The following is a 22,466-nucleotide window of genomic DNA, read 5'->3' as shown; positions in this document are numbered from 1 at the left end:
TGTAGTACATCGCCCCATTGCCTGCCTCCCCGTCTCGGGAGGAACGACTGATGGACTACATCCTCTTGGGCGTGGGGCTTCTGCTCACCGTGGGCACCGGGCTGTTCGTCGCGAGCGAGTTCGCCCTGGTCAATCTCGACCGCGCCGATCTCGAGGCCCGTCAGTCCCGCGGCGAATCCCGCCTGTCGCTGACCATCAGCGCCCTCAAGCACACCTCGACCCATCTGTCGTCCGCTCAGCTGGGCATCACCCTGACGACGCTCCTGACCGGGTACACGATGGAGCCGGCGCTCTCCAACCTCCTCGGCCCGACCCTCGTCGCCTGGAGCATCCCTGAGGCGGCCGTCGGTCCGATCGCGACGATCGTCGCCATGCTGGTCGCCACCGTGCTGTCGATGATCCTCGGGGAGCTGGTGCCCAAGAACTTCGCCCTGGCGCTGCCGCTCGCGACCGCGAAGCTCGTCATGCCGTTCCAGGTCGCGTTCACGACCGTCTTCAAGCCGGCCGTCGTGGTGCTCAACGGCAGTGCGAACGGGGTCCTTCGGAGCATGGGCATCGAGCCGAAGGAAGAGCTGTCCGGTGCGCGCAGCGCCGAGGAGCTCTCTTCTCTCGTGCGTCGCTCGGCGAGTGCCGGACTGCTCGAAGCCGACACCGCGAGCCTGCTCGATCGGACGCTGACGTTCTCCCGCCTGACGGCCGCCGACGTGATGACGGCTCGTCCGAGCATGCACGCCCTCGCGGTCGGCGACTCGGCCGACGACGTCATCCAGCTCGCCCGCCGCACGGGACACAGCCGCTTCCCCGTGTACGACGACGACCTCGACGACATCACGGGTGTCGTGCACCTGAAGGCCGCGATCTCCGTCCCGCGTGATCGACGAGGCGAGGTGCCGGTCGGCGCGCTCTCGACCGATCCGCTCCGTGTCCCCGAGACGGTGCACGTCGACGCGCTCATCTCCGAGCTCAGAGCCCGCGGATACCAGCTGGCCGTCGTGGTCGACGAGTACGGCGGCACTGCCGGTCTCGTCACGCTGGAGGACCTGGTGGAGGAGCTCGTGGGCGAGGTCTCGGACGAGCACGACCGCACGCGCGCCGGAGTCGTCCGCGGGCGAGACGGCATCACCTTCCCCGGAGAGCTGCGGCCGGACGAGTTGCGACGCAGAGCGGGAGTGGAGGTTCCGGAGGGTGACGTGTACGACACCGTGGCCGGCTACGTCATGAGCGTCCTCGAGCGCGTGCCGTCGGTGGGTGACGAGGTCGACCTCGACACGGGCAAGCTCCAGGTGGTCCGCATGGACGGTCGTCGTGTCGACCGCATCCGCTACGTCCCGAATCAGGATCTTCCCGCAGAGGTGGTCGGACGATGAACGACTGGGGAGGACTGGCCTGGCTGGTCGTGCTGCTCGTGGCGAACGCGTTCTTCGTCGGCGCCGAGTTCGCGGTGATCTCCGCGCGCCGGTCGCAGATCGAGCCCAAGGCCGACCGCGGGTCGCGCGCCGCCAAGACCGCGCTCTTCGCGATGGAGCACGCGACGCTCATGCTCGCGACCTCGCAGCTGGGCATCACGATCTGCTCGCTGCTGATCCTGAACGTCTCCGAACCCGCGATCCATCACCTGCTCGCCGTGCCGCTGCACGCGCTCGGCTGGTCGGACGGCGTCGTCGATGCCGTGTCGTTCGCGATCGCTCTGCTGATCGTGTCGTTCCTGCACGTGGTGTTCGGCGAGATGGTGCCGAAGAACCTCGCGTTCTCGGTTCCGGAGCGCGCGGTGCTCATCCTCGCGCCGCCCCTCGTGATGGTGTCGAAGATCTTCATGCCGGTGATCTGGCTGCTGAACGCGGCGGCCAACGGCGTGCTCCGGCTGTTCCGGGTCGAGCCGAAGAACGAGGCCGCATCGACGTTCACGCTCGACGAGGTCGCGACGATCGTCGATCAGTCCCGGCGAGAGGGCGTGCTCACCGACACGGCGGGCACTGTGGCGGCAGCCGTGGAGTTCACCGACAAGAAGGCTCGCGATGTGGCTGTTCCGCTCAGCGATCTCGTGACGCTTCCGCAGTCGGCGACTCCGGATGACGTCGAGAAGGCCGTCGCCCGCTACGGGTTCTCCCGCTACGTGATCGTCGACGACGAGGGAACCCCTGTCGGATACGTCCACCTCAAGGACATCCTGCGGGCGTCCGACGGACCCGGTGCTGCCGAGAAGCTGGTCGAGCCGCTGCCCTCGAAGCGGATCAACCACATGGTCCCGGTGCAGGAGGACACCGATCTGGAGGACGCTCTCGCCGTGATGCGCCGAGCAGGGCGTCACCTGGCGAAGGTGCGGGACTCCCAGGGGCGCACGACTGCCGTGCTCTTCCTCGAGGACATCCTCGAGGAGCTCGTGGGAGAGGTGCAGGACGCGACCCGTCGCATCCGCGGTCACTGACCCGCGATCACCGAGAAGCCCCCGAGTCCATGCGGACCCGGGGGCTTCTGTGCGGGGTGGCGATCAGCGCCAGCGTGCCCGCTCGTACTGCGGCGGCCAGGTGATCTCGGCGCCGAGCTCATGGGCGGCCCTGAGCGCGAAGTGCGGGTCGCGCAGCCACTCGCGGCCCGCGAAGATCGCATCGGCCGCACCGTCGGCGAGCACCTGCTCTGCCTGTTCGGCGGCGGTGATCAGTCCGACCGCCGACACGGGGATGCGTCCGCCCTGGCGCACGTTCTCGGCCAGCGGCACCTGGTATCCGGGGAACACGCTGATCTGCTGGTGCGCCACGAGCCCGCCGCTGGAGACATCGATGAGGTCGGCTCCGTGCTCGGTCGCCCAGCCGCTCACGATCGCCGCCTCGTCGGGGGTGAATCCGCCCTCGGCATGATCGGTCGCCGAGATGCGCACGAAGACGGGCACCCCGTCTCCGGCGACCTCGCGGATCGCGCCCACCACCCGGAGGAGCAGTCGAGCGCGGTTCTCGAGAGAGCCGCCGTACTCGTCGTCTCGCAGATTCGAGAGCGGAGAGAGGAACTGGTGCAGCAGGTATCCGTGCGCACCGTGCACCTCCAGCACGTCGAAGCCGGCGTCGAGGGCACGGCGGGTCGCGCTCGCGAACCCTTCGACGACGGCGTCGATGCCGTCCTCGTCGAGCGCCGCAGGCTCCGCGAAGCCATCGAAGGCGATGTCGGAGGGCGCGGTGGTCGTCCATCCGCCGTCCGCCGCCGGTACCGATCCGCGCGCGTCGGCCCAGGGCCACCAGGTCGACGCCTTGCGGCCGGCGTGCGCGAGCTGGATGCCTGCGACCGCGCCACGTGAATGGATCGCCTCGACGACCGGCACCCACGCGTCGCGCTGCTCGTCGTTCCAGAGGCCGGCATCCCGTGGTGAGATGCGGCCCTCGGGGGCGACGGCTGTCGCCTCGGCGACGATCAGACCGGCTCCGCCGGAGGCGAACTGGGCGAGGTGGGTGTGGTGCCATTCCTGGACGACGCCGTCGATCGCGCTGTACATGCACATGGGAGACACCCAGAGCCGGTTGCGGAACGTGACGGAACGGATGCTCAGCGGGGAGAAGAGAATGCTCACCCCTCGACGCTACCGGCCGGGTGGGGCGGTGCGGGCCGCCGCACTAACGTGGAGTCATGCCCGACGCACGTGACTGGTCCCGCGAAGACACCGCACGCTTCCTGCGCGTGCCAGGCGCGGATGACGACAAGTACTCCCGGGGCGTCGTCGGCCTGCGCACCGGATCGTCCGCCTATCCGGGTGCCGCGGTGCTCGGTGTCGAGGCGGCGTGGCGCGCCGGGGCGGGCTTCGTGCGCTACGTCGGCGACGGCCGAGCCGCGGATGCCGTGATCGCACGACGCCCCGAGACCGTGGTCAGCCCGAGCATCGCGGGTGCACGCGTCGGCGCCTGGGTGATCGGATCAGGGACGGATGCCGCGAGCAGGAGCCCCGAGACGGAGCGCGAGCTGCGCGACCTGCTCGACGGGCAGGTGCCGGTGGTCGTCGACGCGGGGGCGCTCGACCTGGCGCGAGGGAGTCGTGCCCCGCGCGTGCTGACGCCGCACGGCCGTGAGTTCGAGCGCCTGCAGGATCAGCTCGGATACGGCACCCGTGACGACCGCGCCGACGCCGTCGCCCGGGTGGCGCACGACCTCGGCACCGTCGTGCTGCTCAAGGGCGCACAGACGCTGATCGCGGATCCGGACGGACTGCTGATCCGGGTGGAGGCGGGCACCGGCTGGCTCGCGACTGCGGGCACCGGTGATGTCCTGGGCGGCGTGCTCGGGGCGCTCCTCGCCGCGAACGCCGACGCACCGCTGGCTGAGGTCGCAGCCGCGGCCGCGTGGTTGCATGGTCATGCCGGTGTCCTCGCGGCTGGTCCGGGCGCGGATGGCCGCGCGACGGGACATCCGATCGTGGCGCTCGATGTCGCAGAGGCGCTGCCTCGCGCATTCTCGGACGTCGTCGCGTGAGTCGCACCGTCTCGATGCGTCTCGTCACGCTGTGGAGCGCGTTCGGACTCGTGCACCTCTTCACGGCGGTCGCCGGCTGGCTGTATCCGAGCCAGCCGATGGGCGACGTGGTGCTCGTGTACGAACCGTGGTCGTCGGCGGCGCTGTCGGGCGGGGCCATCGTCGGAGTCACCGAGACGTGGGTCTATCCGCAGCTCGCGCTCGTGCCCATGCTGCTCGCGAAGATCCTGTCGACACCGCTCATCGCGGTGATGGGGGCCTCCGGGGCGTATCTGATCGCGTGGGCGGTGCTCGTCACGGTGCTCGATGCGATCGCCTTCGCGGTGCTCGTCGGGCGTTCGCCGTCGCAGCCTCGGCGGATGGCCGCCTGGTTCTGGATCACCGCCCTGCTTCTGCTGGGACCGATCGCGATGTACCGCATCGACGCGATCACGGTGCCGCTCGCGGTGATCGGCGGACTCTGGCTGGTTCGCCGCCCCGCTGCCGCGGCAGCGCTGCTGGCGATCGGCGCCTGGATCAAGATCTGGCCGGGCGCGCTGCTGGTCGCAGCCGTCGTGGCAGCCCGAAGCCGGATGCGCGTTCTGCTCACCGCCGCAGCCGTATCGGCAGCCGTCGTCGTCGTTCTGGTCGCCTTCGGAGCCGATGCCGAGATCTTCGGATTCCTGACAGAGCAGACCGGCCGCGGTCTGCAGATCGAGGCAGTGGCCGCGACCCCGTTCCTGTGGCTCGCGATCGCCGGGGCCGCCCGCATCGAGTACAGCTTCGACATCCTGACCTTCCAGATCAGCGCGCAGGGCGCGGATGCCGTGAGTGCTGTGCTCACACCCCTGATGGCTGTCTTCGTCGTCCTGATCACCGTCATCGGCGCGCTGAAGGCATCACGCGGGGCATCCTTCGCACGGCTGTTCCCTCCGCTCGCGTTGAGTCTCGTGACGACCCTGATCGTCGCGAACAAGGTCGGCTCTCCGCAGTTCCAGACGTGGCTGATCGCTCCGGCCGTCCTCTGGCTCGTTCTCGACCGCACGCGAGCGGCCGCGCCTGCGCTGCTCGTGCTCGCGCTGTGCGCGCTCACCTGCCTGATCTATCCGCTGAGCTACGACGCGCTGCTGCGTGCAGAGACGCTGCCCGTCGCCATCCTGACTCTGCGCAACATCGTGCTCGTCGTGCTCCTCGCCGTCGGCATCCGCGCCCTCGTCCGCGTGCCCGCCCATCGTTCGTCCACCACCCGGGAGTGAAACCATGCTGATCGCCTTCTCCGTCGCACCGAGCGGCGTCCCCTCCGACGGCGCCGAGCGCTCCGACGCGTCGGTCCACGATGCGGTCGCCGCCGCCGTCCGCGTCGTGCGGGAGTCGGGCCTGCCGCACCGCACGACCAGCATGTTCACCGAGATCGAGGGCCCGGACTGGGACTCGGTGATGGATGTCGTCAAGCGCGCCACCGAAGCCGTGATGCCCTTCGGCTCGCGGGTGTCGCTCGTGCTCAAGGCCGATATCCGTCCCGGCTACACCGGAGAGCTCGACGCGAAGATCGAGCGGCTCGAGGCGGCGATCGACGACGCGGACACCCCGTAGACTCGACGGGTGAATCCCTCGACTGAATCGAGGGGTGCGGCGAAGTGGGCGCTCCTCTCCCTCGCCATAGGCAGCTTCGGCATCGGCATGACCGAATTCGTCGTCATGGGCCTGCTGCCCAACATCGCCGACGAGCTGCTGCCCACGCTGTGGGCCTCCAGCCCTGAAGACGCGCTGAGCCAGGCAGGGTGGCTGATCTCGCTCTACGCGCTCGGCGTGGTCGTCGGTGCTCCGACGATCGCCGGGTTCGTCGCCCGCTACCCCCGGCACCGGGTCATGATCGGCCTGGCGCTGGCGCTGACCGTGTTCAACGCGCTCACGGTGTTCCTGCCGACCTTCGAACTCGTGGGTGCGTCACGGTTCCTCGCCGGTCTGCCGCACGGTGCCTACTTCGGCATCGGCGCCCTGGTCGCGGCGGACGTCATGGGGCCGGGCAACCGCGCCAAGGGCGTCGCCTTCATCCTCACAGGTCTGACCGTGGCGAACGTGGTGGGAGTGCCGCTGGGAACCTTCCTCGGTCAGCTCTGGGGATGGCGGGCGGCCTTCGCGGTCGTGACGCTCGTCTTCGCCCTGGCGACGGTGTGCATCGCGTTCTTCGTGCCCGCACATCCCGGCTCGCCCGGGCGGACCATGCGCGAGGAGCTCGGCGTCTTCCGCATTCCCCAGGTCTGGTTCACCCTCGGTGTCGGCGCGATCGGCTTCGGCGGCTTCTTCGCGGTCTACAGCTACATCGCGCCGCTGGTGACCGAGGTGGCCGGCTCGCCCGAGTGGGCGGTGCCGATCGTGTTGGTGCTGATGGGGCTCGGGATGACAGCGGGCAACCTCGTCGGCGGACATCTCGCGGACATCGACCTGCGACGCACGCTGCTCTTCGGACTTGCAGCGATGGCTGTGGTCTTCGCCCTCCTCGCCGTGCTCGCATTCTGGATCGTCACCCTCGCGCTGCTCGTGTTCGTGGTCGGCTTCGTGTCTTCGGTGCTGAGCCCGACGATCCAGACCCGGCTGATGGATGTCGCCGGAGACAATCAGTCGATCGCCGCCGCGATGAACCACTCTGCGCTGAACATCGGCAACAGCCTCGGCGCATTCCTCGGCGGCGTGGTGATCGCCGCCGGATGGGGCTTCGTCGCGCCGTCCTGGACGGGTGCGGCGCTCGCGGTCGCCGGCCTCCTGATCGCCCTGCTGTCGTATCGCTCAGAGGCGCGCAGACCGGTGCTCACGGCGGCGTGAGCGGTGCTCCGCCTCGTAGAGTGAGGCTGTGACCGACCTCGACGATCTGCCCGTCGCCGGGACAGCCGTGCTGCTGCGTCCGACGCCCGAGGGCTTCGCCGTGCTGCTGATGCGTCGGCCCGATCGCGGCTCGTTCGCGGGGGCCTGGGTGTTCCCCGGCGGCAAGGTGGAGCCGTCCGACCGCCGAGAGGGGGCGGATGAGAGTGACGATGCGCGCAGGGCGGCGGTTCGCGAGACAGCCGAGGAGGTCGGCCTGATCATCAGCGATCCCGTGCTGCTGTCGCGCTGGCAGCCGCCGGTCGAGGCGTCCATTCGCATCCGGACCTGGTTCTTCCTCGCCTCCGCACCCGACGTCGAACCGCGGTTCTCGGTCGACGAAGTCGTCGACGTGGTGTGGCTGAGCCCGGCAGAAGCCCTGTCGCGACACGCGACGGGGGAGTGGACGCTCTTCCCTCCGACCTGGGTCACCCTGCACCAGCTCGGCCGATTCTCCTCGGTCGATGCTGTGCTCGCCTCCGGAGGGGTGGCGCAGCATTTCTCGACCCGTGTGGTCGAGACGCCGCAGGGCAGGGACTTCGAGTGGGACGGTGTGCGGCTGCGCACCGGTTCGCTGCCGTGGACGATCGACGAGAGCTAGCTCGCGAGCAGCCGTCGGAGATTGCTGCCGACCGACTCTGTCTCGATGAGAAATCCATCGTGACCGAAGTCGCTGGTCAGCACCACCGCTTCGGGGCCGTCGAGGGTGTTCGGGATGCTGCGGGCGATGCGGTGCTGGCCATCGACGGGGAAGAGCCGGTCGCTGTCGATCCCCAGCACGAGTGTCGTGGCGGTCACGGCGCGCAGCGCCTCTTCGACGCCACCGCGGTCACGGCCGACGTCGTGCGAGTTCATGGCCTCGACGAGGGTGATGTAGCTGTTCGCGTCGAAACGGCGGGTGAACTTGTTGCCGTGGAAGTCGAGGTACGACTCGACGGCGAAGCGACCGCCGTGACCGAGAGGAGACACCCCGGACTGCCACGAACGCTGGAACCGCTGGTTGAGCTCGATCGGGCTGCGGTAGTTCAGCAGCGCCATGCGTCGGGCGAGCGCCAGGCCGCGGTGCGGACCGTCGCCGTCGGCCAGGTCGTAGTACTCGCCGCCCTGGAACCTCGGGTCCATGCGGATGGTCTCGAGCTGCACCGTGTTCAGGGCGATCTGATCGGCAGTGGTGACGGGCGGGGAGGAGAGCACTGCGAGGCGGGCGACGCGATCAGGGTGCGTGACGGCCCATTCGAGGGCGTGCATCCCGCCCATGGATCCGCCGATCACGGCGGCCCAGGTGTCGATCCCGAGGGAATCTGCGAGGCGCACCTGGGCTGCGACCTGGTCGCGGATGGTCAGATAGGGGAAGCGGGAGGCCCACTCGTATCCGGAGGGCGCGATGCTGGCGGGTCCCGTGGAGCCCTGGCAGCCGCCGAGCATGTTCGGCGCGATGACGAACCACCGGTCGGTGTCGAGCGGACCTCCGGGCCCGGTCACGTCCTCCCACCAGCCTGCGGTCGGATGCCCCGCTCCGGCGCCGCCGCGCACGTGGCTGTCGCCGGTGAGCGCGTGGAGCACCAGGATCGCGTTGTCGCGCGCGTCGTTCAGCTCGCCCCACGTCTCGAACGCGAGACGGATGCCGGGGAGCTCTGCGCCGCTCTCGGTCGCGAAGGCGCCGAACGAGGCGAAGCTGCGTCCGCCCGCCGGGTCTCCGTCGCGCCACGCGCCGGTCGCCGGTGGTCGTGCGCGAAGCAGACGCACGTCGGCCTCCGTCACGGGCGCCGAGGGCACCGTGTCTTCAGAGGTCGTCTGCCAGTCCATGCTCCCATTCTCGCCTGGCACGCGACTCGTCGGACGCACGTTACGCACCCGGGTGTGCCGCCGGCGGATCCGCCGTGCGCGGCCTCAGAAGCCGAGCGTCGTCACGGTCGCCAGGTGGTCGCTGCTTCCGGCCCGCATCGTCGTGGAGCCGAGCACGGCCAGGCCGCGCACGAAGACGTGGTCGATCCTGGCGAGCGGCAAAGTGGCAGGCCAGGTGAACCCGAGGGTGCCGTCGGTCGGTCGGACCCAGTCGAGCTGCGACCGCGCGGCAGCCAGGGCCGGGTCGGCGGAGGCGGCGTTGAAGTCGCCCACGACGACGATCGACTCGGCGCTGTCTGCAGCGACGGCATCGGCGATGCCGGACAGCATCGCGTCTCGGTCGTCCTGCACTCCTGGCCGCACGGAGGCCGCATGCATGACGTACACGGCGACGTCCGCACCCGGCGCGCTCACCACCACGCGCAGCGCGCGCTTCCAGTCGAGACCGAGCGACAGCGCCTGAGCGTCGGCGATGGGGAGGCGGCTCCAGACCGCGACCGTGCCGATCGCGTAGGAGTGCGGGTAGTCGGCGGCGAGCGTGTCACGGGCGGCGGCGAGGCTGTCGGCATCGAGCTCCGTCAGCGCGATGACGTCGGCACCGGAGGCGGCGAGGTCTGCTGCGGATTCCGCTGCGCCGCCGGAGTGCGCGCGCACGTTCTGGCTGACGATCTCGACGGTGGACGTCCCGTCGGGGGCACCCGATGCGAAACCAGGGGTGGAGGGCGCGATCGCCAGCACCCAGACGAGGATGGGCACGAGCAGCACCAGGACGACGCGGCGGGCGCGGATCAGTGCGATCGCCGACAGGACTCCGAGCGCGAGGCCGCACCAGGGAAGGAGCGCGGCGGCCGCGGTTCCCACGACTCCGGGGATCCAGACGCCCACGATCATGATCAGCACCACGAGGCCTGTGACGGCGATGATGCGCCCCGCGCGCGCGTTCGAGCGTCGGTGTGTCGGCGAATTCGTCGTTGCGGTGATCGTGGGCTCCTCGGGCAGGCTTCCCATTGTCGACGGAGCTGTCTGTGCACGGGCCGTGCGTGCCCCGAACGAGCAGATGCCCCGAGCCGAAGCCCAGGGCACCTGCAGTGTCGACGGAGGGTCAGGCGCGAGCGGCCTCCGACACACGGCGAGCCGCGCCGAGCGCCTCGTCGAGGTCGGCCTTGAGGTCGTCGATGTTCTCGATGCCGACCGACAGGCGCACGAGGCCGGGCGTGACGCCGGCGGTGAGCTGCTGCTCGGGAGTGAGCTGTGCGTGCGTGGTCGACGCCGGGTGGATCACGAGCGAGCGCACGTCGCCGATGTTCGCGAGGTGGCTGAAGAGCGACAGGCTGTTCACGAACTCGCGACCGGCCTCGACGCCGCCCTTGAGCTCGAAGGACAGCACCGCTCCGACGCCCTTGGGGGCGTAGTGGTTCGCCTTGGCATACCAGGGGGAAGAGGGCAGGCCCGAGTAGTTGACCGACGCGACGTCGTCGCGGCCGTCGAGCCACTCGGCGATCTCCTGGGCGTTCTGCACGTGGCGCTCGATGCGCAGCGAGAGGGTCTCGATGCCCTGGATGAGGTTCCAGGCGCTCTGCGGTGCGATGGCCGAGCCGAGGTCGCGGAGCAGCTGCACGCGGGCCTTGATGATGTAGGCGAGCGGGTCGCCGACGGCAGCGGTGTAGCTGGCGCCGTGGTACGAGGGGTCGGGCACGGTGAGCCCGGGGAACTTCTCGACGTTCTTCGACCACTCGAAGGTGCCGCCGTCGATGATCGCGCCGCCGATGGTGGTGCCGTGGCCGCCGAGGAACTTCGTCACGGAGTGCACGACGATGTCGGCGCCGTGCTCGAACGGGCGGATCAGGTACGGGGTCGCGATCGTGTTGTCCACGATCAGCGGCACGCCGCCCTCGTGCGCCACGTCTGCGACGGTGCGGATGTCGAGGATGTTGATCTGCGGGTTGCCGATGGTCTCCGCGAAGAACAGCTTGGTGTTCGGGCGGATGGCGCGGCGCCACTCCTCGGGGTCGTCCTGGTTCTCGACGAACGTGACCTCGATGCCGAGCTTCGCGAGCGTGTACTTGAACAGGTTGTAGGTGCCGCCGTAGATCGAGCTCGACGACACGATGTGGTCGCCGGCTTCGGCGATGTTGAGCACGGCGAACGTCGATGCAGCCTGACCGCTGGCGAGGACGAGGGCGCCGGTGCCCCCCTCGAGTGCCGCGAGGCGCTGCTCCAGGACGTCCTGGGTCGGGTTCTGGATGCGGGTGTAGATGTTGCCGAACTCGGCCAGAGCGAACAGGTTCGCCGCGTGGTCGGCACTGTCGAACACGTAGGACGTGGTCTGGTAGATGGGCGTTGCGCGGGCCTTGGTCACCGGGTCGGGAGCGGCTCCGGAGTGGATCTGCTTCGTCTCGAAACGCCAGGTCTCGGGTGCGGACATGTGTTCCCCCTGGAACTGTTGGAAGGTCGGTTCGACTGATGTCGTTGATGCGACAGTACGGAATGTCGGAGGCTGTCAACAGCGGGTGGGAAATGTGACGTAATGAAGTCGGGCCGAACCCGCGGGCCGACGAGCCGGGGGATCAGGCCTGACCGAGCAGTCGCCCCGCCCACATGCGCGCGATCACGAACGGTTCGGCGAACGTCGTCATCCCGACCGTCACGATCGCACCCTCGTACAGCAGCATCATCGCCTGCGCCATCGCACGGGGATCGGCCATTCCCGCTTCGGCGCAGAGCTCCTCGAACACGTCTAGCAGCCAGGCCTTCTGACGTGACACCTCGGGGAACACAGGGTGGTCGTCGTTGCCGTCTCCGATCTCCGCGCGCGCGTTGATCGCGCTGCATCCCTTCGGGCTGTTCTCGTCGGACCAGGTGATGGCGGCGTCGAAGATCGCGAGCACACGATCAGGGCCGGGCTCGGGAACGCGGGAGAGGTGGGCGGCCACGTGCTCCCGCCACCGAGCGTCGCGGTGCTGGAGGTAGGAGACGACGAGCGCCTCCTTCGATCCGAAGCGGTCGTAGAGCGTCTTCTTCGTGACTCCGGCCGCCTCGGCGATCGTGTCCACTCCGACCGCATGGATGCCGCGTTCGTAGAAGAGCCGCGAGGCGGCGTCGAGAACGCGCTGCCCTCCGGGGGTGAGCGGGGCGAGCTCGGGAACGGGCTGCGTCATGTAGTTGACTATACCAGTCTGTATAGTCGACACATGAGTAAACAGATCGGTCTACTTCGTTCGGTGGTCACTGTCGCCGCCGCCGTGGCCTTCATCGTGACCTGGAGTTCGGGATTCATCATTCCTGCGTACGCCACGGTGGACGTGTCGCCGCTCACGCTCCTCGTGTGGCGGTTCGTGCCGCTGGCCGTCCTTCTCCTCGCCGTGCTCCGTCTCTCGGGCGCAGCGAAGGGGCTGCACATTCGCGACGTGCGCACGCAGGCCACGATCGGACTCTTCGCGCAGTTCGGATACTGTGTCGCGGTCTACGGCGCCGTGGCGGCCGGCATCGCCACAGGCACGGTGGCGCTGATCGACGCGGTGCAGCCACTCGTCGTGGCCGTCCTCGTCGGACCAGTGCTCGGTCTGCGAGTGCGAGGTGCGCAATGGGCAGGGCTCGTGATCGGAGCGGTCGGCGTGCTCCTCGTGGTGCGTTCTCAGTTCGGGTCCTCCGAGGCGCCTGCGATGGCGTATCTGCTGCCGGCCGTGGCGATGGTCTGCCTCATCATCGGCACCCTGCTGCAGCGGAAGTCGGCGGTGAAGAGCGGCGTGCTCCTCACCCTGACCATCCATGTGACGGTGACCGCGGTGCTGCTGCTTGTCATCGCGGTGGTGACCGGAACCCTGCTCCCGCCGGCGTCGGCCTCGTTCTGGCTCGCTGTCGCGCTCACCGCGGTGTTCCCGACACTCGCCGCCTACGGCCTGTACTGGTGGTTGCTGCGGCGGGTGGGGATCACGGCGTTGCAGGCTCTGCTCTTCCTGATCGCCCCGGCGACGTCACTCGCCGGCAGCATCCTGCTGGGAGAGCCGATGACGGTCGTCACGGTCGCAGGGTTCATCCTGTGCGGGATCGGTGTCGCGGTGGTGCTCACAAGCGAGGCGAGATCGCCCGAGACGACCGCATCGTCGGCCCGAAAGCGCGACGTGGCGGTGCGCGAGGCGAGATAGTGGCCGGAACATCGTACGGTGGAGGCATGGTGAACAGGCGTGCAGTCGTGACAGGTGCGAGCTCGGGTATCGGACAGGCCACGGTGCGTGCGCTGCGCGCGCGCGGCTGGGGAGTCGTCGGAGTCGCACGACGTGCGTCCCGGTTGGCGGCGCTCTCGGCGGAGACGGGTGCCTCGACGATCGCGTGCGACCTGACCGACCCGGATGCCGTGGCAGCGCTGGTCACGGAGCTCGAGGCCTCGGGGCCCGTGCATGCGCTCGTGCAGGTCGCCGGCGGAGCACGGGGGACGGACCGCGTCGAGAACGCCTCGATCGACGACTGGCAGTGGATGTACGACGCCAACGTGCTCTCGAGCCAGCGTCTGGTCGCCGGTCTCCTGCCCCTGCTGAGGCGGGCGGCCGCGGCGGACGGGCACGCCGACACCGTGTTCGTGACGTCGACGGCCGCACAGGTGGCCTACCCCGGCGGAGGCGGCTACAACGCGGCCAAGGCCGCGCAGGCGATGCTGGTGCACGCGCTCCGACTCGAGCTGAACGGCGAGCCGATCCGAGTCTCCGAGATCGCCCCCGGCATGGTGCACACCGAGGAGTTCACGCTCAACCGGCTGGGCGGCGACTCGGTCGCCGCGGAGGCCGTGTACTCGGGCGTCGAGGCGCCGCTGCAGGCGGAAGACGTCGCCGACGTGATCGCCTACGCGCTGGATGCCCCCGGCCACGTGAACCTCGACCTCATCACGATGCGACCCGTCGCGCAGTCCGCGAATCATCTGCTCGCCCGCGGACCGCTGCGCGTGCGACCGATCGACTGAACGATGACTGCGCGAACTCTTGCCGAGCTCGCCGACGACGGTCTCATCGATCCGGGGTGGGCCGACGCACTGGCGCCGGCTCAGCAGACGATCACCGCTCTCGGCGAGCGACTGCGCGATGAGCAGGCTGCGGGGCGGGGCTATCTTCCCGCGGGGGATCATGTGCTCCGTGCGTTCGAATGCCCGCTCTCAGACGTCAAGGTGCTCATCACCGGTCAGGACCCCTATCCGACTCCCGGGCATCCGATCGGCCTGTCTTTCGCGGTCGACCGAGACGTGCGCCCCCTGCCACGCAGTCTCGGCAACATCTACGCCGAGCTCGAGAGCGACCTCGGCATCCCCCCGGCGCCGCACGGGGACCTGACCGCGTGGAGCGACCATGGGGTGCTGCTGCTGAACCGCGTGCTGACGGTGCGTCCTGGCGAGGCCGGATCCCATCGCCGCTGGGGGTGGGAGCAGGTCACCGAGCTCGCGATCCGCGCTCTCGTCGCCCGTGACCGGCCGCTCGTCGCGATCCTCTGGGGAAAGGACGCCGCGAGCCTCCAGCCGCTGCTCGGCCACACCCCTGTGATCGTGTCAGCGCACCCGTCGCCGCTGTCCGCCCGTCGGGGGTTCTTCGGCTCCCGCCCGTTCTCCCGGGCGAACGCGCTGCTCGAAGGGCTCGGTGCGAGCCCGGTCGACTGGCGCATCGGCGGCGAGCCCCCTCTAAGCTGATCGCATGCAGTTCGAGCCCGGTGATCGCCGCCGTGTGCTGCCGCGCCATCTGCGCCCGCAGCCGGAACCCGAGGTGTTCTCGTACTCGATCCGCCCCGCACGGTCGGGCGATCTGCCGTACGTGCGCGAGATCTACAACCATTTCGTCAGCAACTCGGTCGTCACCCTCGATGAACGGCGCAGCAGCATCCCCTATTGGCGGGAGAAGTTCGCGCTGCTGAGCAAGCTGGGCCTGCCCTTCCTGGTGGCGGTCTCGCCGGCGGGAGTCGTGATCGGATACGCGCTGGCGCAGCCGTGGGCGGGCAAGAACGCCTATCGGTACACCGTCGAGGACTCGATCTACCTCGGACCGGGGGCCGGCGGCAAAGGACTCGGGGTCGCACTGCTGCAGGCGCTCATCGACGCATGCGAGCAGCTCGGCATCCGCGAGATGGTGGCCGTGATCAGCGACACCAAGGCAGACGCATCGATTCGTCTGCACGCGAAGCTCGGATTCGTCGAAGCCGGGCGCATGGGTCGAGTCGGACACAAGTTCGGCCGCGACCTCGGCACCGTCTACATGCGACGCGCCCTGCGCCCGAGCCGTCGACGGAAGTTCTTCAGCTTGAGCTCCGGGCGCTGAGAATCGCGCTCATGCCGGGGGAGCGGGGATGACCGGGATCGCCGCGAGCAGCGTCTTCGTGTAGTCCTGCGTCGGACGCAGCAGCACGTCTGCGGTGGTTCCTCGCTCGACGACGCTCCCGTCCTTCATCACGACGACGGCGTCGCAAAGGTTCTGCACCACGCCGATGTCGTGCGACACCAGGACGAGCGTGAGGTCGGCGGTGCGTCGCAGCTCGATCAGGAGTTCGAGGATCTGAGCGCGGACGGTCACATCGAGCGCCGACAGCGGCTCGTCGCCGACGAGGATGCGCGGACGGTGGACGATGGCCCTGGCCAACGCGATGCGCTGCCGCTGCCCGCCCGAGAACTCGTGCGGGTATCGATCGCCCATCTCGGGCTCCAGACCCACCTGCTCGAGCACTTCGCGCACCCTGGCTCGGTGATCTTCGTCGATGCCGAGCGCCCACAGCGGCTCGCGGACGATCTGCGCCGCGGTCATCCTCGGGTCCAGCGATGCGTAGGGGTCCTGGAACACGAGACCGGTCTGACGGCGCAGCCAGTGCAGGGACCGCGCGGATGCCGTGGCATCCACCGCTCTCCCGTCGACCGTGACGGTGCCGGACGTCGGGCGGTCGAGACCGAGGAGCAGCCTGACGAGGGTGGACTTGCCCGATCCGGATTCGCCGATGATGCCGACGGACGATCCCTCGACGATGTCGAGATCGGTCGGCGCCAGCGCGGTCTGGCGCCGGGTGCGCTCGAACGTCGAACGCTTCGGGATCACGAAGTCGCGCCGCAGCGACCGCGCCTCGATGAGACTCATCGCGCACCTCCTTCAGGACGCCAGAGCGTCGCGGTGGCGTCGCGGAGGAGCCCCTGTGTGATCGGCGACGCCGGGGCGGTGAGGAGCGTGCTCACGGGGGCAGCCTCGACGACCCGACCGTCTTCGAGGACGACGCCACGGGTCGCGACCTGCGCCAGCACCGCCAGGTCGTGCGTGATGAACATGAGGGACATGCCCTGTTCCTCGACGAGGTTCAACAGCAGCGACAGGATCTCGGCCTGGATGGTGACGTCGAGAGCGGTCGTCGGCTCATCGGCGATGAGCAGGCGTGGCCGGCATGCGAGCGCGATCGCGATCGCGACACGCTGCCGCTGACCGCCGGACAGCTGATGCGGATAGCGATCGACGATCGATGCGGGATCGGGCAGCCGCACGCGCGCAGCCTCCTGGATCGCACGCTCGCGGGCTTCCCGCCGACCGATGCCCTCATGGATGCGGATCGACTCGGCGATCTGCCTGCCGATCGTGCGGATCGGGTTCAGGGCGGTGCGGGGCTCCTGGAACACGATCCCGATCTCGTCTCCGCGCAGTCTCGCGAGCTCGCGGTCGGGGAGTCCGATCAGCTCTGTGCCGTTCCAGCGGATGCTGCCGCTCGCGACCGCACCCTCGGGGAGCAGACCGAGCACCGCGAGGGCGGTGAGCGACTTACCGGAGCCGGACTCACCGATCAGGCCGAGACGGGATCCGTCCGGCACCTCGAACGAGATGCCGTCGACGACGGGGCGTCCGTCGATGCGGACGACGAGGTCCGTCACCTCGAGGGTCATGCGATCACCGCCGGTGTGTGGATCTCGGCCGCGCGGTGACGCAGCGTGGGGTCGGTGGCCTCGCGCAGGCCGTCACCGAGGAGGTTGAGCGCCAGCACGGTGATCGTGATCGCGAGCCCCGGCCAGATGACCGAGAGCGGATGCACGCCGATGTAGCGCTGCAGGTCGGCGAGCAGGAGTCCCCAGCTCGGCTCCGTGACCGAGGCGCCGAAACCGAGGTACGACAGGCCGGCCTCGGCGAGCACCGCGACCGCCATCGACCACGAGAGCTGCACGATGAACACGGGGGCGACGTTCGGAAGAAGGTGGCGAGCGAGGCTCTGTCCGGTCGTGAGGCCGGACGCCCGAGCGGCGAGGACGAAGTCGCTCTGCTGCACGCGGCGCAGCTCGGGCCTCGTGACGCGGGCGATGTTGACGCCGAAGCCGATGCCGACCGACCAGATCACCACCCACAGCGAGCCGCCCCAGACCGACGAGATCATCATGGCGATCAGCAGCACGGGGAAGGCGATCAGGATGTCGACGAGCACTGCCACCGTCTCTCGCAGCCAGCGGGCGGTGAGCGCTCCGAGCGCGGCCAGGGAGATGCCGACCAAGGTCGCGATGACGCCGGCGCCGATGCTGACGAACACCGTCGTGCGAGCACCTGCCATGAGCAGGCTGAGGATGTCACGGCCCGTGTCGTCGGTGCCGAGCAGATGGGGCCAGCTCGGGACCGACCAGCGAGCGCGCAGGTCGGACTCCTGGGGATCGAACGGGGTCCAGAACCGCGAGACGAGTGCGGTGAGCGCGACGACGGCGACGACGATCACGCCGAATCGACCTGTGGCGGATCGCGCCAGTCTCGGAAGCCAACCGGGCATCAGGCCTCCCTCTGGCGCGGATCGATCGCGCGATGGATCAGGTCGACGAGGAATCCGACCACGAGCACGAATCCGGTGAGGACGAGGAGTTCGCTCTGCACCTTGATGAGGTCTCGGGTGCCGACGTCGGCCACCAGCATCCGTCCGATCCCGGGAAGTGTGAAGAGCTGTTCGATGACGACAGACCCGACGATGATCCCGGCGATCTGGAGTCCCAGCACGGTGATGATCGACAGGCCCACTGCGGGGATGCCGTGCGAGATGAGAGCGCGGGTGCGGGTGAGGCCCTTGGCGGCCGCCGTGCGGACGAAGTCCTGGCCTGCCGCCTGCAGGGTGGCGCTGCGGACGAACCGCATGAGCATCGCCCCCTCGACGATGCCGATCGTGAGAGCGGGCAGCAGGAGCGACTCGATCGCCTTCCACGGCGTGCTCCACCCCGTGCGGGGAAAGCCCTGTGGCGGAAGCCAGCCGAGCCAGACCGAGAACACGACGATGAGCATCATCCCCGCCCAGACGACCGGCACGGCGGCGAGGGCCTGTGCGCCGACGCTGAGGGCGGTGCCTCCGCGGCCGCCGCGCCGCACGGCTGACAGGATGCCGAACGGCACCGCGATGAGCACGGCGATCAGGAGGGCGAGGATGCCGAGGGGAACCGTGACCTGCGCCTTCTCGAGCAGCTCCTCGCCGACCGATGCACCGGAGAGCAGAGACGTGCCGAGATCACCGCGGAAGAGGCCCCCGATCCACTCGGCGTATTGCGCGGGGAGGGGACGGTTGAGGCCCAGCGATTCTCGGAGCGCCTCGACCTCGGCGGGGGAGGCCTGGGTTCCGGCGATCAGCTGCGCGACGTCGCCGGGGAAGACCCGCAAGGTGAGGAAGATCACCGCACTCGAGACGAGGAGCCCTGCGATGAGCAGGGCTCCTCGGACGAGCGCGTAGCGGATCACGAAGTGCGCGTCGTCACTTCTCGGTGGCGACGGTGACGCCGGCCAGGTTGATGCGCGAGTTGATCGAGTCCTCGGGGAACCCGGTGACCAGCGGGCTCACGGCCGTGATCGTCGCACCGTTGTACAGCCAATCCGCCGCGTGATCCTCGGAGACGATCCGCGCGGCCTCGGCGAGCAGGTCCGCGGACTTGTCGGGGTCGACCTCGGCCAGCGCCTCGGTGTAGAGGCCCTGCACCTCGGCGTTGTCATAGCCGAAGTAGTACTCGGGATTCGCGAAGTTGCCGAAGTCGCGCGGCTCGACGTGCAGCACGAAGCTCAGGTCGTAGTCGTGGTTGGTGTAGACGTCCTCCAACCAGGCCGGGAACTCGACGGAGTCGACGTCGAGGGTGACTCCGACCTTCTGGAAGTCGGAGATGAGGACCTTCGGAACCGTCGTGCCATAGAAGTTCGGGATCGTCAGGGTGAGCTCGAGGTCTTCCTGCCCGGCCTCGGCGAGCAGCTCCTTGGCCTTCTCGGGGTCGTAGGAGACGACGTCAGAGAGGTCTTCATAACCGGGGTCCAGTTCGGGAATCGGTCCGTAGAGGGTCGAGCCCGCGCCGACAGCCTCGACCAGAGCCTCGTGGTCGATCGCGAGGCGCAGCGCTTCGCGCACCCGGACGTCGTCGAGGGGCGCCTTGGCGTTGTTGAACGCGAGCGTCGCCTTGTCGGTGGTGCGGCCGGTCGTGAGAGTGAAGTCGCCGGACTCCTCGAGCTGCGGGGCGAGATTCGGATCCACCGCTGTGAGCACCTGGACGCCGCCATCGAGAGCAGCGTTCACCCCGGCCGTGAAGTCGGGGATGTACTGGAACTCGACCTCGGCGACGCCCGCAGGCTCGCCCCAGTAGGCCTCGTTGCGGGCGAACGTGATGGCGCTGCCCTTGTTCCACCGCGTGAGGGTGAAGGGACCTGTGCCGTTCTCGGCCGTCTTGAGATCGGTCGTATCGCCGGTCTGGAACACGAGACCGGCAGGACCGGTCAGTGAGAACAGGAAGTTCTGGTTCGGCGCCGTCAACACGATCTGCACCGTGGTCGGGTCCGGTGCGGTGATCGAGGCCACCGAGGCGAACTCGGCATTGCCCTGCAGCGTCGCGTCGGTGCGCACAGCCTCGTAGGAGGAGACCACATCGGCGGAGGTCAGCGCGGTTCCGCTGTGGAAGGTGATGCCCTCGTTCAGCGTGAAGGTGTAGGTGAGTCCGTCTTCGGAGACCTCGTAGTCGGAGGCGAGTCGCGGCACGATCTCGTTCTCCTGCGTGCGGCTGATGAGACCCTCGTAGATGTTGTCGATCAGGATCTGCTCCAGCGCTGCGCCGCTGGTGTGACGGATGTCGAGGTTGGTGGGCTCGAGGACGAGGCCGACCTGCAGCGTCGCGTCCGGATCAGGCTCTCCGACCGGTTCGGTGGTCTCGGGCTCTGCGGCACCTGCGCAGGCAGTGAGGACGATGGCGCTCGCCGCGATCGCGGAGATCAGCGCGAGTCGTCGCGTACGTCGGAACATGGGGTGTTTCCTCTCGGTGCGGCAGTTGCTGTGTGCCGTTGGATCGAGCCTAGGGATGTGTCAGGGCATGAGGGCGGAATGTGGAACGGAACGTCACATTCCGCGAGAAGCGAGGGATGAGGAGATCAGCGACGCCAGCTCGGCGGGTGCGGTCTCCTGGACGTTGTGCGTGGCCTGGACGGCAATGACGCGGGCGTGGGGCAGGCGCTCGCCGAACTCCTTCGCGTCCGCCTCGCTCACGAAGCCGTCGATGGCGCGGACGAGCGTCACCGGGGCCGTCGTCTTCGACAGATCCTGCCATCCGGTCGTGTGCAGCAGTGACGGCGCCGAGTCGTCTCCGGGGCCGTGGGCTGCCAGTGTCTGAGCGGCGAGGTGCGCGAAATGGTGCTTCCACTCGACGCGGCCGTCGTCGCGCACACGGGTGTTGAGGAACACCCCGCGCTCGGTGTCGGAGCGGGCGCCCCCGAAACCGAAGGAGATCGCGCGGTCGACGAGCTCGTCGCGGGTCTCGAAATCGGTGGGTCCGGCGTAGAACTCGCGCAGGGCGGCTGGTCCGGCCGAGGTGTCGATGCCGGGAGTGATGTCGACGACGATCAGCTCGGACACGAGCTCGGGGCGGGCTGCAGCGAGGGCGGCGCCGGTGAGGCCGCCGAGCGACTGGCCCACGACCAGCTGCGCTCCGTCGGTCCAGGCGTCGAGTGCTGCCGCGACGTCGACCGCGAGCGTGCGAGGGGTGTAGTCGACGTCGCTGCGCCATGATGAATCGCCGTGTCCGGCGAGGTCGATCGCGAGCACCGGCTGCTGAAGGGCGAGCACCGTCGTGTCCCACGTGTGCGCGTTGAGGCCCGCGCCGTGCAGCAGCGTGACACGGGGCGTCTCTTCGCCGAACCGCAGAGCGCTGACGTGACGGCCGTCTGGGAGGGGCAGCGTCACGCGTCGGACGGATGGCACGGGGACTCCCATCGCCTGCGCCTGTGCGGGAAGATAGCTGAACTCGCTGGTGTCGATCGCCACTTGCATATTCTGCTCTGTTTTCGGGGCAGTGCGGAAATGCAGGAGCAATGTGTCAACGCAGGTTGCGGTGAAGAGTGTCATTGCGCAAGCCGGATGCGGATGACTGTTGTCATTCTGCATTCGTCTGCGTAGAAAGCGACTCGCCGGGACGACTGCGCAACGGAATATCATTGAGGCATGAGCGAGACGCGAGTGCACCTCTCCAAGACCGAGCCAGCGGCCTATCAGGCCCTCGACGCCTTCGCCCGTACGGTCGGTGACATCTGTGCAGCGAACGGCATCGACGATCGGCTCAAGGAGATCGTGATGATCCACTCCTCGCAGCTGAACGGATGCAGCTACTGCACGCGCCTGCACGTCGACAGAGCCCTCAAGGCCGGCATCGACACGGACACGCTGATGCAGATCGCGACCTGGCGTGAGAGCGACGTGTTCAGCGACCGTGAGGAGGCCGCGCTCGAGCTCGCGGAGGCTTTCACGTTCATCTCCGAAGAGGGCATCTCCGACGAGGTCTACGACCGCGTCGGCGGAGTCTTCACCGAGAAGGAGTACGCGGCACTGAGCTGGGCCTGCGTCTCGATCAACGCCTTCAACCGGGTCGTCATCGCCGGACGATACCCCGTCCCGCCCCGCGCCCCACAGGCGCAGGCATGAGCGTCCTCGACATCGACGGCGTCAACAACTTCCGCGACGTCGGCGGACTCCCCGCAGACGGCGGGCAGATCCGCTCGGGGATGCTGCTGCGATCCGGCCAGCTCTCCGCCGCCACCACGGCGGGCGTGAACGAGGTTCGTCGTCGCGTCGCGCACATCGTCGACCTCCGCGACGGCGAAGAGGTCGCCGCGGAGCCGACCGAGATCGAAGGGCCGGACACCACCCACCTTCCGCTCTTCCTCGGATCCGTGCGTTCGTTCTTCGAGACGGACACGAGCTTGGAAGACCTCTATCTCCACCTTCTCGAGGAGAGCGGCGAGCGGCTCGTCGCCGCCATCCGGATCATCGCCGTCGGCGAGCCGACCCTGATCCACTGCACGGTGGGCAAGGATCGCACCGGGGTGACGGTCGCCCTGGCGCTCGCCGCGGTCGGCGCCGAC

At 68.9% G+C, this 22,466-nt stretch carries 24 protein-coding genes; 13 read left to right on the top strand and 11 right to left on the bottom strand.

Features of this window, described 5'->3' with window-relative positions; translation table 11 throughout:
- The first annotated feature begins 50 nt into the window (after positions 1–50).
- Both OPU70_RS17135 and OPU70_RS17130 read left to right on the top strand, forming a co-directional pair.
- Positions 51–1,367: a hemolysin family protein gene (locus OPU70_RS17135; RefSeq protein ID WP_042541908.1), complete on the top strand. Its 1,317-nt coding sequence runs from the start codon at positions 51–53 to the stop codon at positions 1,365–1,367.
- A complete protein-coding gene (locus OPU70_RS17130; protein ID WP_042541907.1) occupies positions 1,364–2,425 on the top strand; it encodes a hemolysin family protein in 1,062 nt (353 codons plus the stop codon). Before OPU70_RS17135 ends, OPU70_RS17130 begins: the two co-directional genes overlap by 4 nt.
- A 63-nt stretch (positions 2,426–2,488) precedes the next feature.
- On the opposite strand, the gene OPU70_RS17125 is transcribed toward OPU70_RS17130, so the two are convergent.
- The gene (locus tag OPU70_RS17125; RefSeq protein ID WP_498558324.1) at positions 2,489–3,556 is read right to left on the bottom strand and encodes an NADH:flavin oxidoreductase/NADH oxidase; all 1,068 of its coding nucleotides are present in this window, start codon (positions 3,554–3,556) and stop codon (positions 2,489–2,491) included.
- A 56-nt stretch (positions 3,557–3,612) separates the two neighbouring features.
- Here OPU70_RS17125 and OPU70_RS17120 point away from each other — a divergent pair, with 56 nt between their 5' ends.
- Genes OPU70_RS17120 through OPU70_RS17100 form a run of 5 tightly spaced genes read left to right on the top strand, consistent with a single transcriptional unit; the run spans position 3,613 to position 7,888 of the window.
- Entirely contained in the window at positions 3,613–4,449 is an 837-nt protein-coding gene (locus tag OPU70_RS17120) for an NAD(P)H-hydrate dehydratase (protein ID WP_498558323.1), read from the top strand.
- Positions 4,446–5,684, top strand: coding sequence for a hypothetical protein (locus tag OPU70_RS17115; RefSeq protein ID WP_228385682.1), 1,239 nt, complete (start codon positions 4,446–4,448; stop codon positions 5,682–5,684). Before OPU70_RS17120 ends, OPU70_RS17115 begins: the two co-directional genes overlap by 4 nt.
- Before the next feature lie 4 nt (positions 5,685–5,688).
- The gene (locus OPU70_RS17110; protein ID WP_042541904.1) at positions 5,689–6,021 is read left to right on the top strand and encodes a thiamine-binding protein; all 333 of its coding nucleotides are present in this window, start codon (positions 5,689–5,691) and stop codon (positions 6,019–6,021) included.
- 9 nt (positions 6,022–6,030) lie between these two features.
- Complete coding sequence (locus OPU70_RS17105) at positions 6,031–7,251, top strand: MFS transporter (protein ID WP_042541903.1); 1,221 nt, start codon at positions 6,031–6,033, stop codon at positions 7,249–7,251.
- A 28-nt stretch (positions 7,252–7,279) separates the two neighbouring features.
- Entirely contained in the window at positions 7,280–7,888 is a 609-nt protein-coding gene (locus OPU70_RS17100) for an NUDIX hydrolase (protein ID WP_498558322.1), read from the top strand.
- Here the strand turns inward: OPU70_RS17100 and metX are convergent.
- The 4 genes from metX to OPU70_RS17080 form a co-directional block, all read right to left on the bottom strand.
- A complete protein-coding gene (metX, locus tag OPU70_RS17095; RefSeq protein ID WP_042541901.1) occupies positions 7,885–9,093 on the bottom strand; it encodes a homoserine O-acetyltransferase MetX in 1,209 nt (402 codons plus the stop codon). The two genes, OPU70_RS17100 and metX, sit on opposite strands and share 4 nt — an antisense overlap.
- Before the next feature lie 84 nt (positions 9,094–9,177).
- Positions 9,178–10,140 carry an endonuclease/exonuclease/phosphatase family protein gene (locus tag OPU70_RS17090; RefSeq protein ID WP_052493010.1) on the bottom strand — a complete coding sequence of 321 codons (963 nt, stop codon included), beginning with the start codon at positions 10,138–10,140 and terminating at the stop codon, positions 9,178–9,180.
- Between the two features lie 94 nt (positions 10,141–10,234).
- Complete coding sequence (locus OPU70_RS17085) at positions 10,235–11,557, bottom strand: bifunctional o-acetylhomoserine/o-acetylserine sulfhydrylase (RefSeq protein ID WP_042541900.1); 1,323 nt, start codon at positions 11,555–11,557, stop codon at positions 10,235–10,237.
- Positions 11,558–11,699: 142 nt separating this feature from the next.
- Positions 11,700–12,290 carry a TetR/AcrR family transcriptional regulator gene (locus OPU70_RS17080; RefSeq protein WP_079112606.1) on the bottom strand — a complete coding sequence of 197 codons (591 nt, stop codon included), beginning with the start codon at positions 12,288–12,290 and terminating at the stop codon, positions 11,700–11,702.
- Positions 12,291–12,323: 33 nt separating this feature from the next.
- Between OPU70_RS17080 and OPU70_RS17075 the strand changes: the two genes are divergently transcribed.
- From OPU70_RS17075 to OPU70_RS17060, 4 genes are read left to right on the top strand one after another with little or no spacing between them, the layout of a single operon-like run.
- A complete protein-coding gene (locus tag OPU70_RS17075; RefSeq protein ID WP_042541898.1) occupies positions 12,324–13,277 on the top strand; it encodes a DMT family transporter in 954 nt (317 codons plus the stop codon).
- A 26-nt stretch (positions 13,278–13,303) separates the two neighbouring features.
- Positions 13,304–14,086, top strand: coding sequence for an SDR family oxidoreductase (locus OPU70_RS17070; RefSeq protein WP_309687509.1), 783 nt, complete (start codon positions 13,304–13,306; stop codon positions 14,084–14,086).
- 3 nt (positions 14,087–14,089) lie between these two features.
- Positions 14,090–14,800, top strand: coding sequence for a uracil-DNA glycosylase (locus OPU70_RS17065; protein WP_498558321.1), 711 nt, complete (start codon positions 14,090–14,092; stop codon positions 14,798–14,800).
- Between the two features lie 4 nt (positions 14,801–14,804).
- Positions 14,805–15,422 (top strand): GNAT family N-acetyltransferase, encoded by a 618-nt coding sequence (locus tag OPU70_RS17060; RefSeq protein ID WP_042541895.1) that lies wholly within the window; start codon positions 14,805–14,807, stop codon positions 15,420–15,422.
- Between the two features lie 9 nt (positions 15,423–15,431).
- On the opposite strand, the gene OPU70_RS17055 is transcribed toward OPU70_RS17060, so the two are convergent.
- The 6 genes from OPU70_RS17055 to OPU70_RS17030 form a co-directional block, all read right to left on the bottom strand.
- Positions 15,432–16,226, bottom strand: coding sequence for an ABC transporter ATP-binding protein (locus OPU70_RS17055; RefSeq protein WP_311879370.1), 795 nt, complete (start codon positions 16,224–16,226; stop codon positions 15,432–15,434).
- Positions 16,223–17,014 (bottom strand): ABC transporter ATP-binding protein, encoded by a 792-nt coding sequence (locus OPU70_RS17050; RefSeq protein ID WP_042541894.1) that lies wholly within the window; start codon positions 17,012–17,014, stop codon positions 16,223–16,225. The genes OPU70_RS17055 and OPU70_RS17050 overlap by 4 nt, the downstream gene beginning before the upstream one ends.
- The gene (locus tag OPU70_RS17045) at positions 17,011–17,877 is read right to left on the bottom strand and encodes an ABC transporter permease (RefSeq protein ID WP_498558320.1); all 867 of its coding nucleotides are present in this window, start codon (positions 17,875–17,877) and stop codon (positions 17,011–17,013) included. Before OPU70_RS17045 ends, OPU70_RS17050 begins: the two co-directional genes overlap by 4 nt.
- A complete protein-coding gene (locus tag OPU70_RS17040) occupies positions 17,877–18,824 on the bottom strand; it encodes an ABC transporter permease (RefSeq protein WP_042541892.1) in 948 nt (315 codons plus the stop codon). The genes OPU70_RS17045 and OPU70_RS17040 overlap by 1 nt, the downstream gene beginning before the upstream one ends.
- A 13-nt stretch (positions 18,825–18,837) precedes the next feature.
- Positions 18,838–20,358 carry an ABC transporter substrate-binding protein gene (locus OPU70_RS17035; protein ID WP_498558319.1) on the bottom strand — a complete coding sequence of 507 codons (1,521 nt, stop codon included), beginning with the start codon at positions 20,356–20,358 and terminating at the stop codon, positions 18,838–18,840.
- Positions 20,359–20,451: 93 nt separating this feature from the next.
- The gene (locus OPU70_RS17030; RefSeq protein WP_475435992.1) at positions 20,452–21,378 is read right to left on the bottom strand and encodes an alpha/beta fold hydrolase; all 927 of its coding nucleotides are present in this window, start codon (positions 21,376–21,378) and stop codon (positions 20,452–20,454) included.
- A gap of 171 nt (positions 21,379–21,549) precedes the next feature.
- Between OPU70_RS17030 and OPU70_RS17025 the strand changes: the two genes are divergently transcribed.
- Entirely contained in the window at positions 21,550–22,026 is a 477-nt protein-coding gene (locus OPU70_RS17025; RefSeq protein WP_042541889.1) for a carboxymuconolactone decarboxylase family protein, read from the top strand.
- On the top strand, positions 22,023–22,466 hold a 444-nt coding region (locus OPU70_RS17020; protein ID WP_498558318.1), incomplete at its 3' end, for a tyrosine-protein phosphatase. The genes OPU70_RS17025 and OPU70_RS17020, both read left to right, overlap by 4 nt.

This window comes from Microbacterium sp. SWDP-B6 (genome assembly GCF_059803615.1).
The sequence above is the reverse complement of the archived record's forward strand: the minus strand, read 5'-3'. Positions and strand labels throughout refer to the sequence as shown.

Coding starts and splice junctions, on each gene's coding strand:
- OPU70_RS17135 (WP_042541908.1), top strand. CDS start 51: ATGGACTACATCCTCTTGGGCGTGGGGCTTCTGCTCACCGTGGGCACC.
- OPU70_RS17130 (WP_042541907.1), top strand. CDS start 1,364: ATGAACGACTGGGGAGGACTGGCCTGGCTGGTCGTGCTGCTCGTGGCG.
- OPU70_RS17120 (WP_498558323.1), top strand. CDS start 3,613: ATGCCCGACGCACGTGACTGGTCCCGCGAAGACACCGCACGCTTCCTG.
- OPU70_RS17110 (WP_042541904.1), top strand. CDS start 5,689: ATGCTGATCGCCTTCTCCGTCGCACCGAGCGGCGTCCCCTCCGACGGC.
- metX (WP_042541901.1), bottom strand. CDS start 9,093: ATGGACTGGCAGACGACCTCTGAAGACACGGTGCCCTCGGCGCCCGTG.
- OPU70_RS17090 (WP_052493010.1), bottom strand. CDS start 10,140: ATGGGAAGCCTGCCCGAGGAGCCCACGATCACCGCAACGACGAATTCG.
- OPU70_RS17085 (WP_042541900.1), bottom strand. CDS start 11,557: ATGTCCGCACCCGAGACCTGGCGTTTCGAGACGAAGCAGATCCACTCC.
- OPU70_RS17080 (WP_079112606.1), bottom strand. CDS start 12,290: ATGACGCAGCCCGTTCCCGAGCTCGCCCCGCTCACCCCCGGAGGGCAG.
- OPU70_RS17075 (WP_042541898.1), top strand. CDS start 12,324: ATGAGTAAACAGATCGGTCTACTTCGTTCGGTGGTCACTGTCGCCGCC.
- OPU70_RS17070 (WP_309687509.1), top strand. CDS start 13,304: ATGGTGAACAGGCGTGCAGTCGTGACAGGTGCGAGCTCGGGTATCGGA.
- OPU70_RS17065 (WP_498558321.1), top strand. CDS start 14,090: ATGACTGCGCGAACTCTTGCCGAGCTCGCCGACGACGGTCTCATCGAT.
- OPU70_RS17060 (WP_042541895.1), top strand. CDS start 14,805: ATGCAGTTCGAGCCCGGTGATCGCCGCCGTGTGCTGCCGCGCCATCTG.
- OPU70_RS17055 (WP_311879370.1), bottom strand. CDS start 16,226: ATGAGTCTCATCGAGGCGCGGTCGCTGCGGCGCGACTTCGTGATCCCG.
- OPU70_RS17050 (WP_042541894.1), bottom strand. CDS start 17,014: ATGACCCTCGAGGTGACGGACCTCGTCGTCCGCATCGACGGACGCCCC.
- OPU70_RS17045 (WP_498558320.1), bottom strand. CDS start 17,877: ATGCCCGGTTGGCTTCCGAGACTGGCGCGATCCGCCACAGGTCGATTC.
- OPU70_RS17035 (WP_498558319.1), bottom strand. CDS start 20,358: ATGTTCCGACGTACGCGACGACTCGCGCTGATCTCCGCGATCGCGGCG.
- OPU70_RS17030 (WP_475435992.1), bottom strand. CDS start 21,378: ATGCAAGTGGCGATCGACACCAGCGAGTTCAGCTATCTTCCCGCACAG.
- OPU70_RS17025 (WP_042541889.1), top strand. CDS start 21,550: ATGAGCGAGACGCGAGTGCACCTCTCCAAGACCGAGCCAGCGGCCTAT.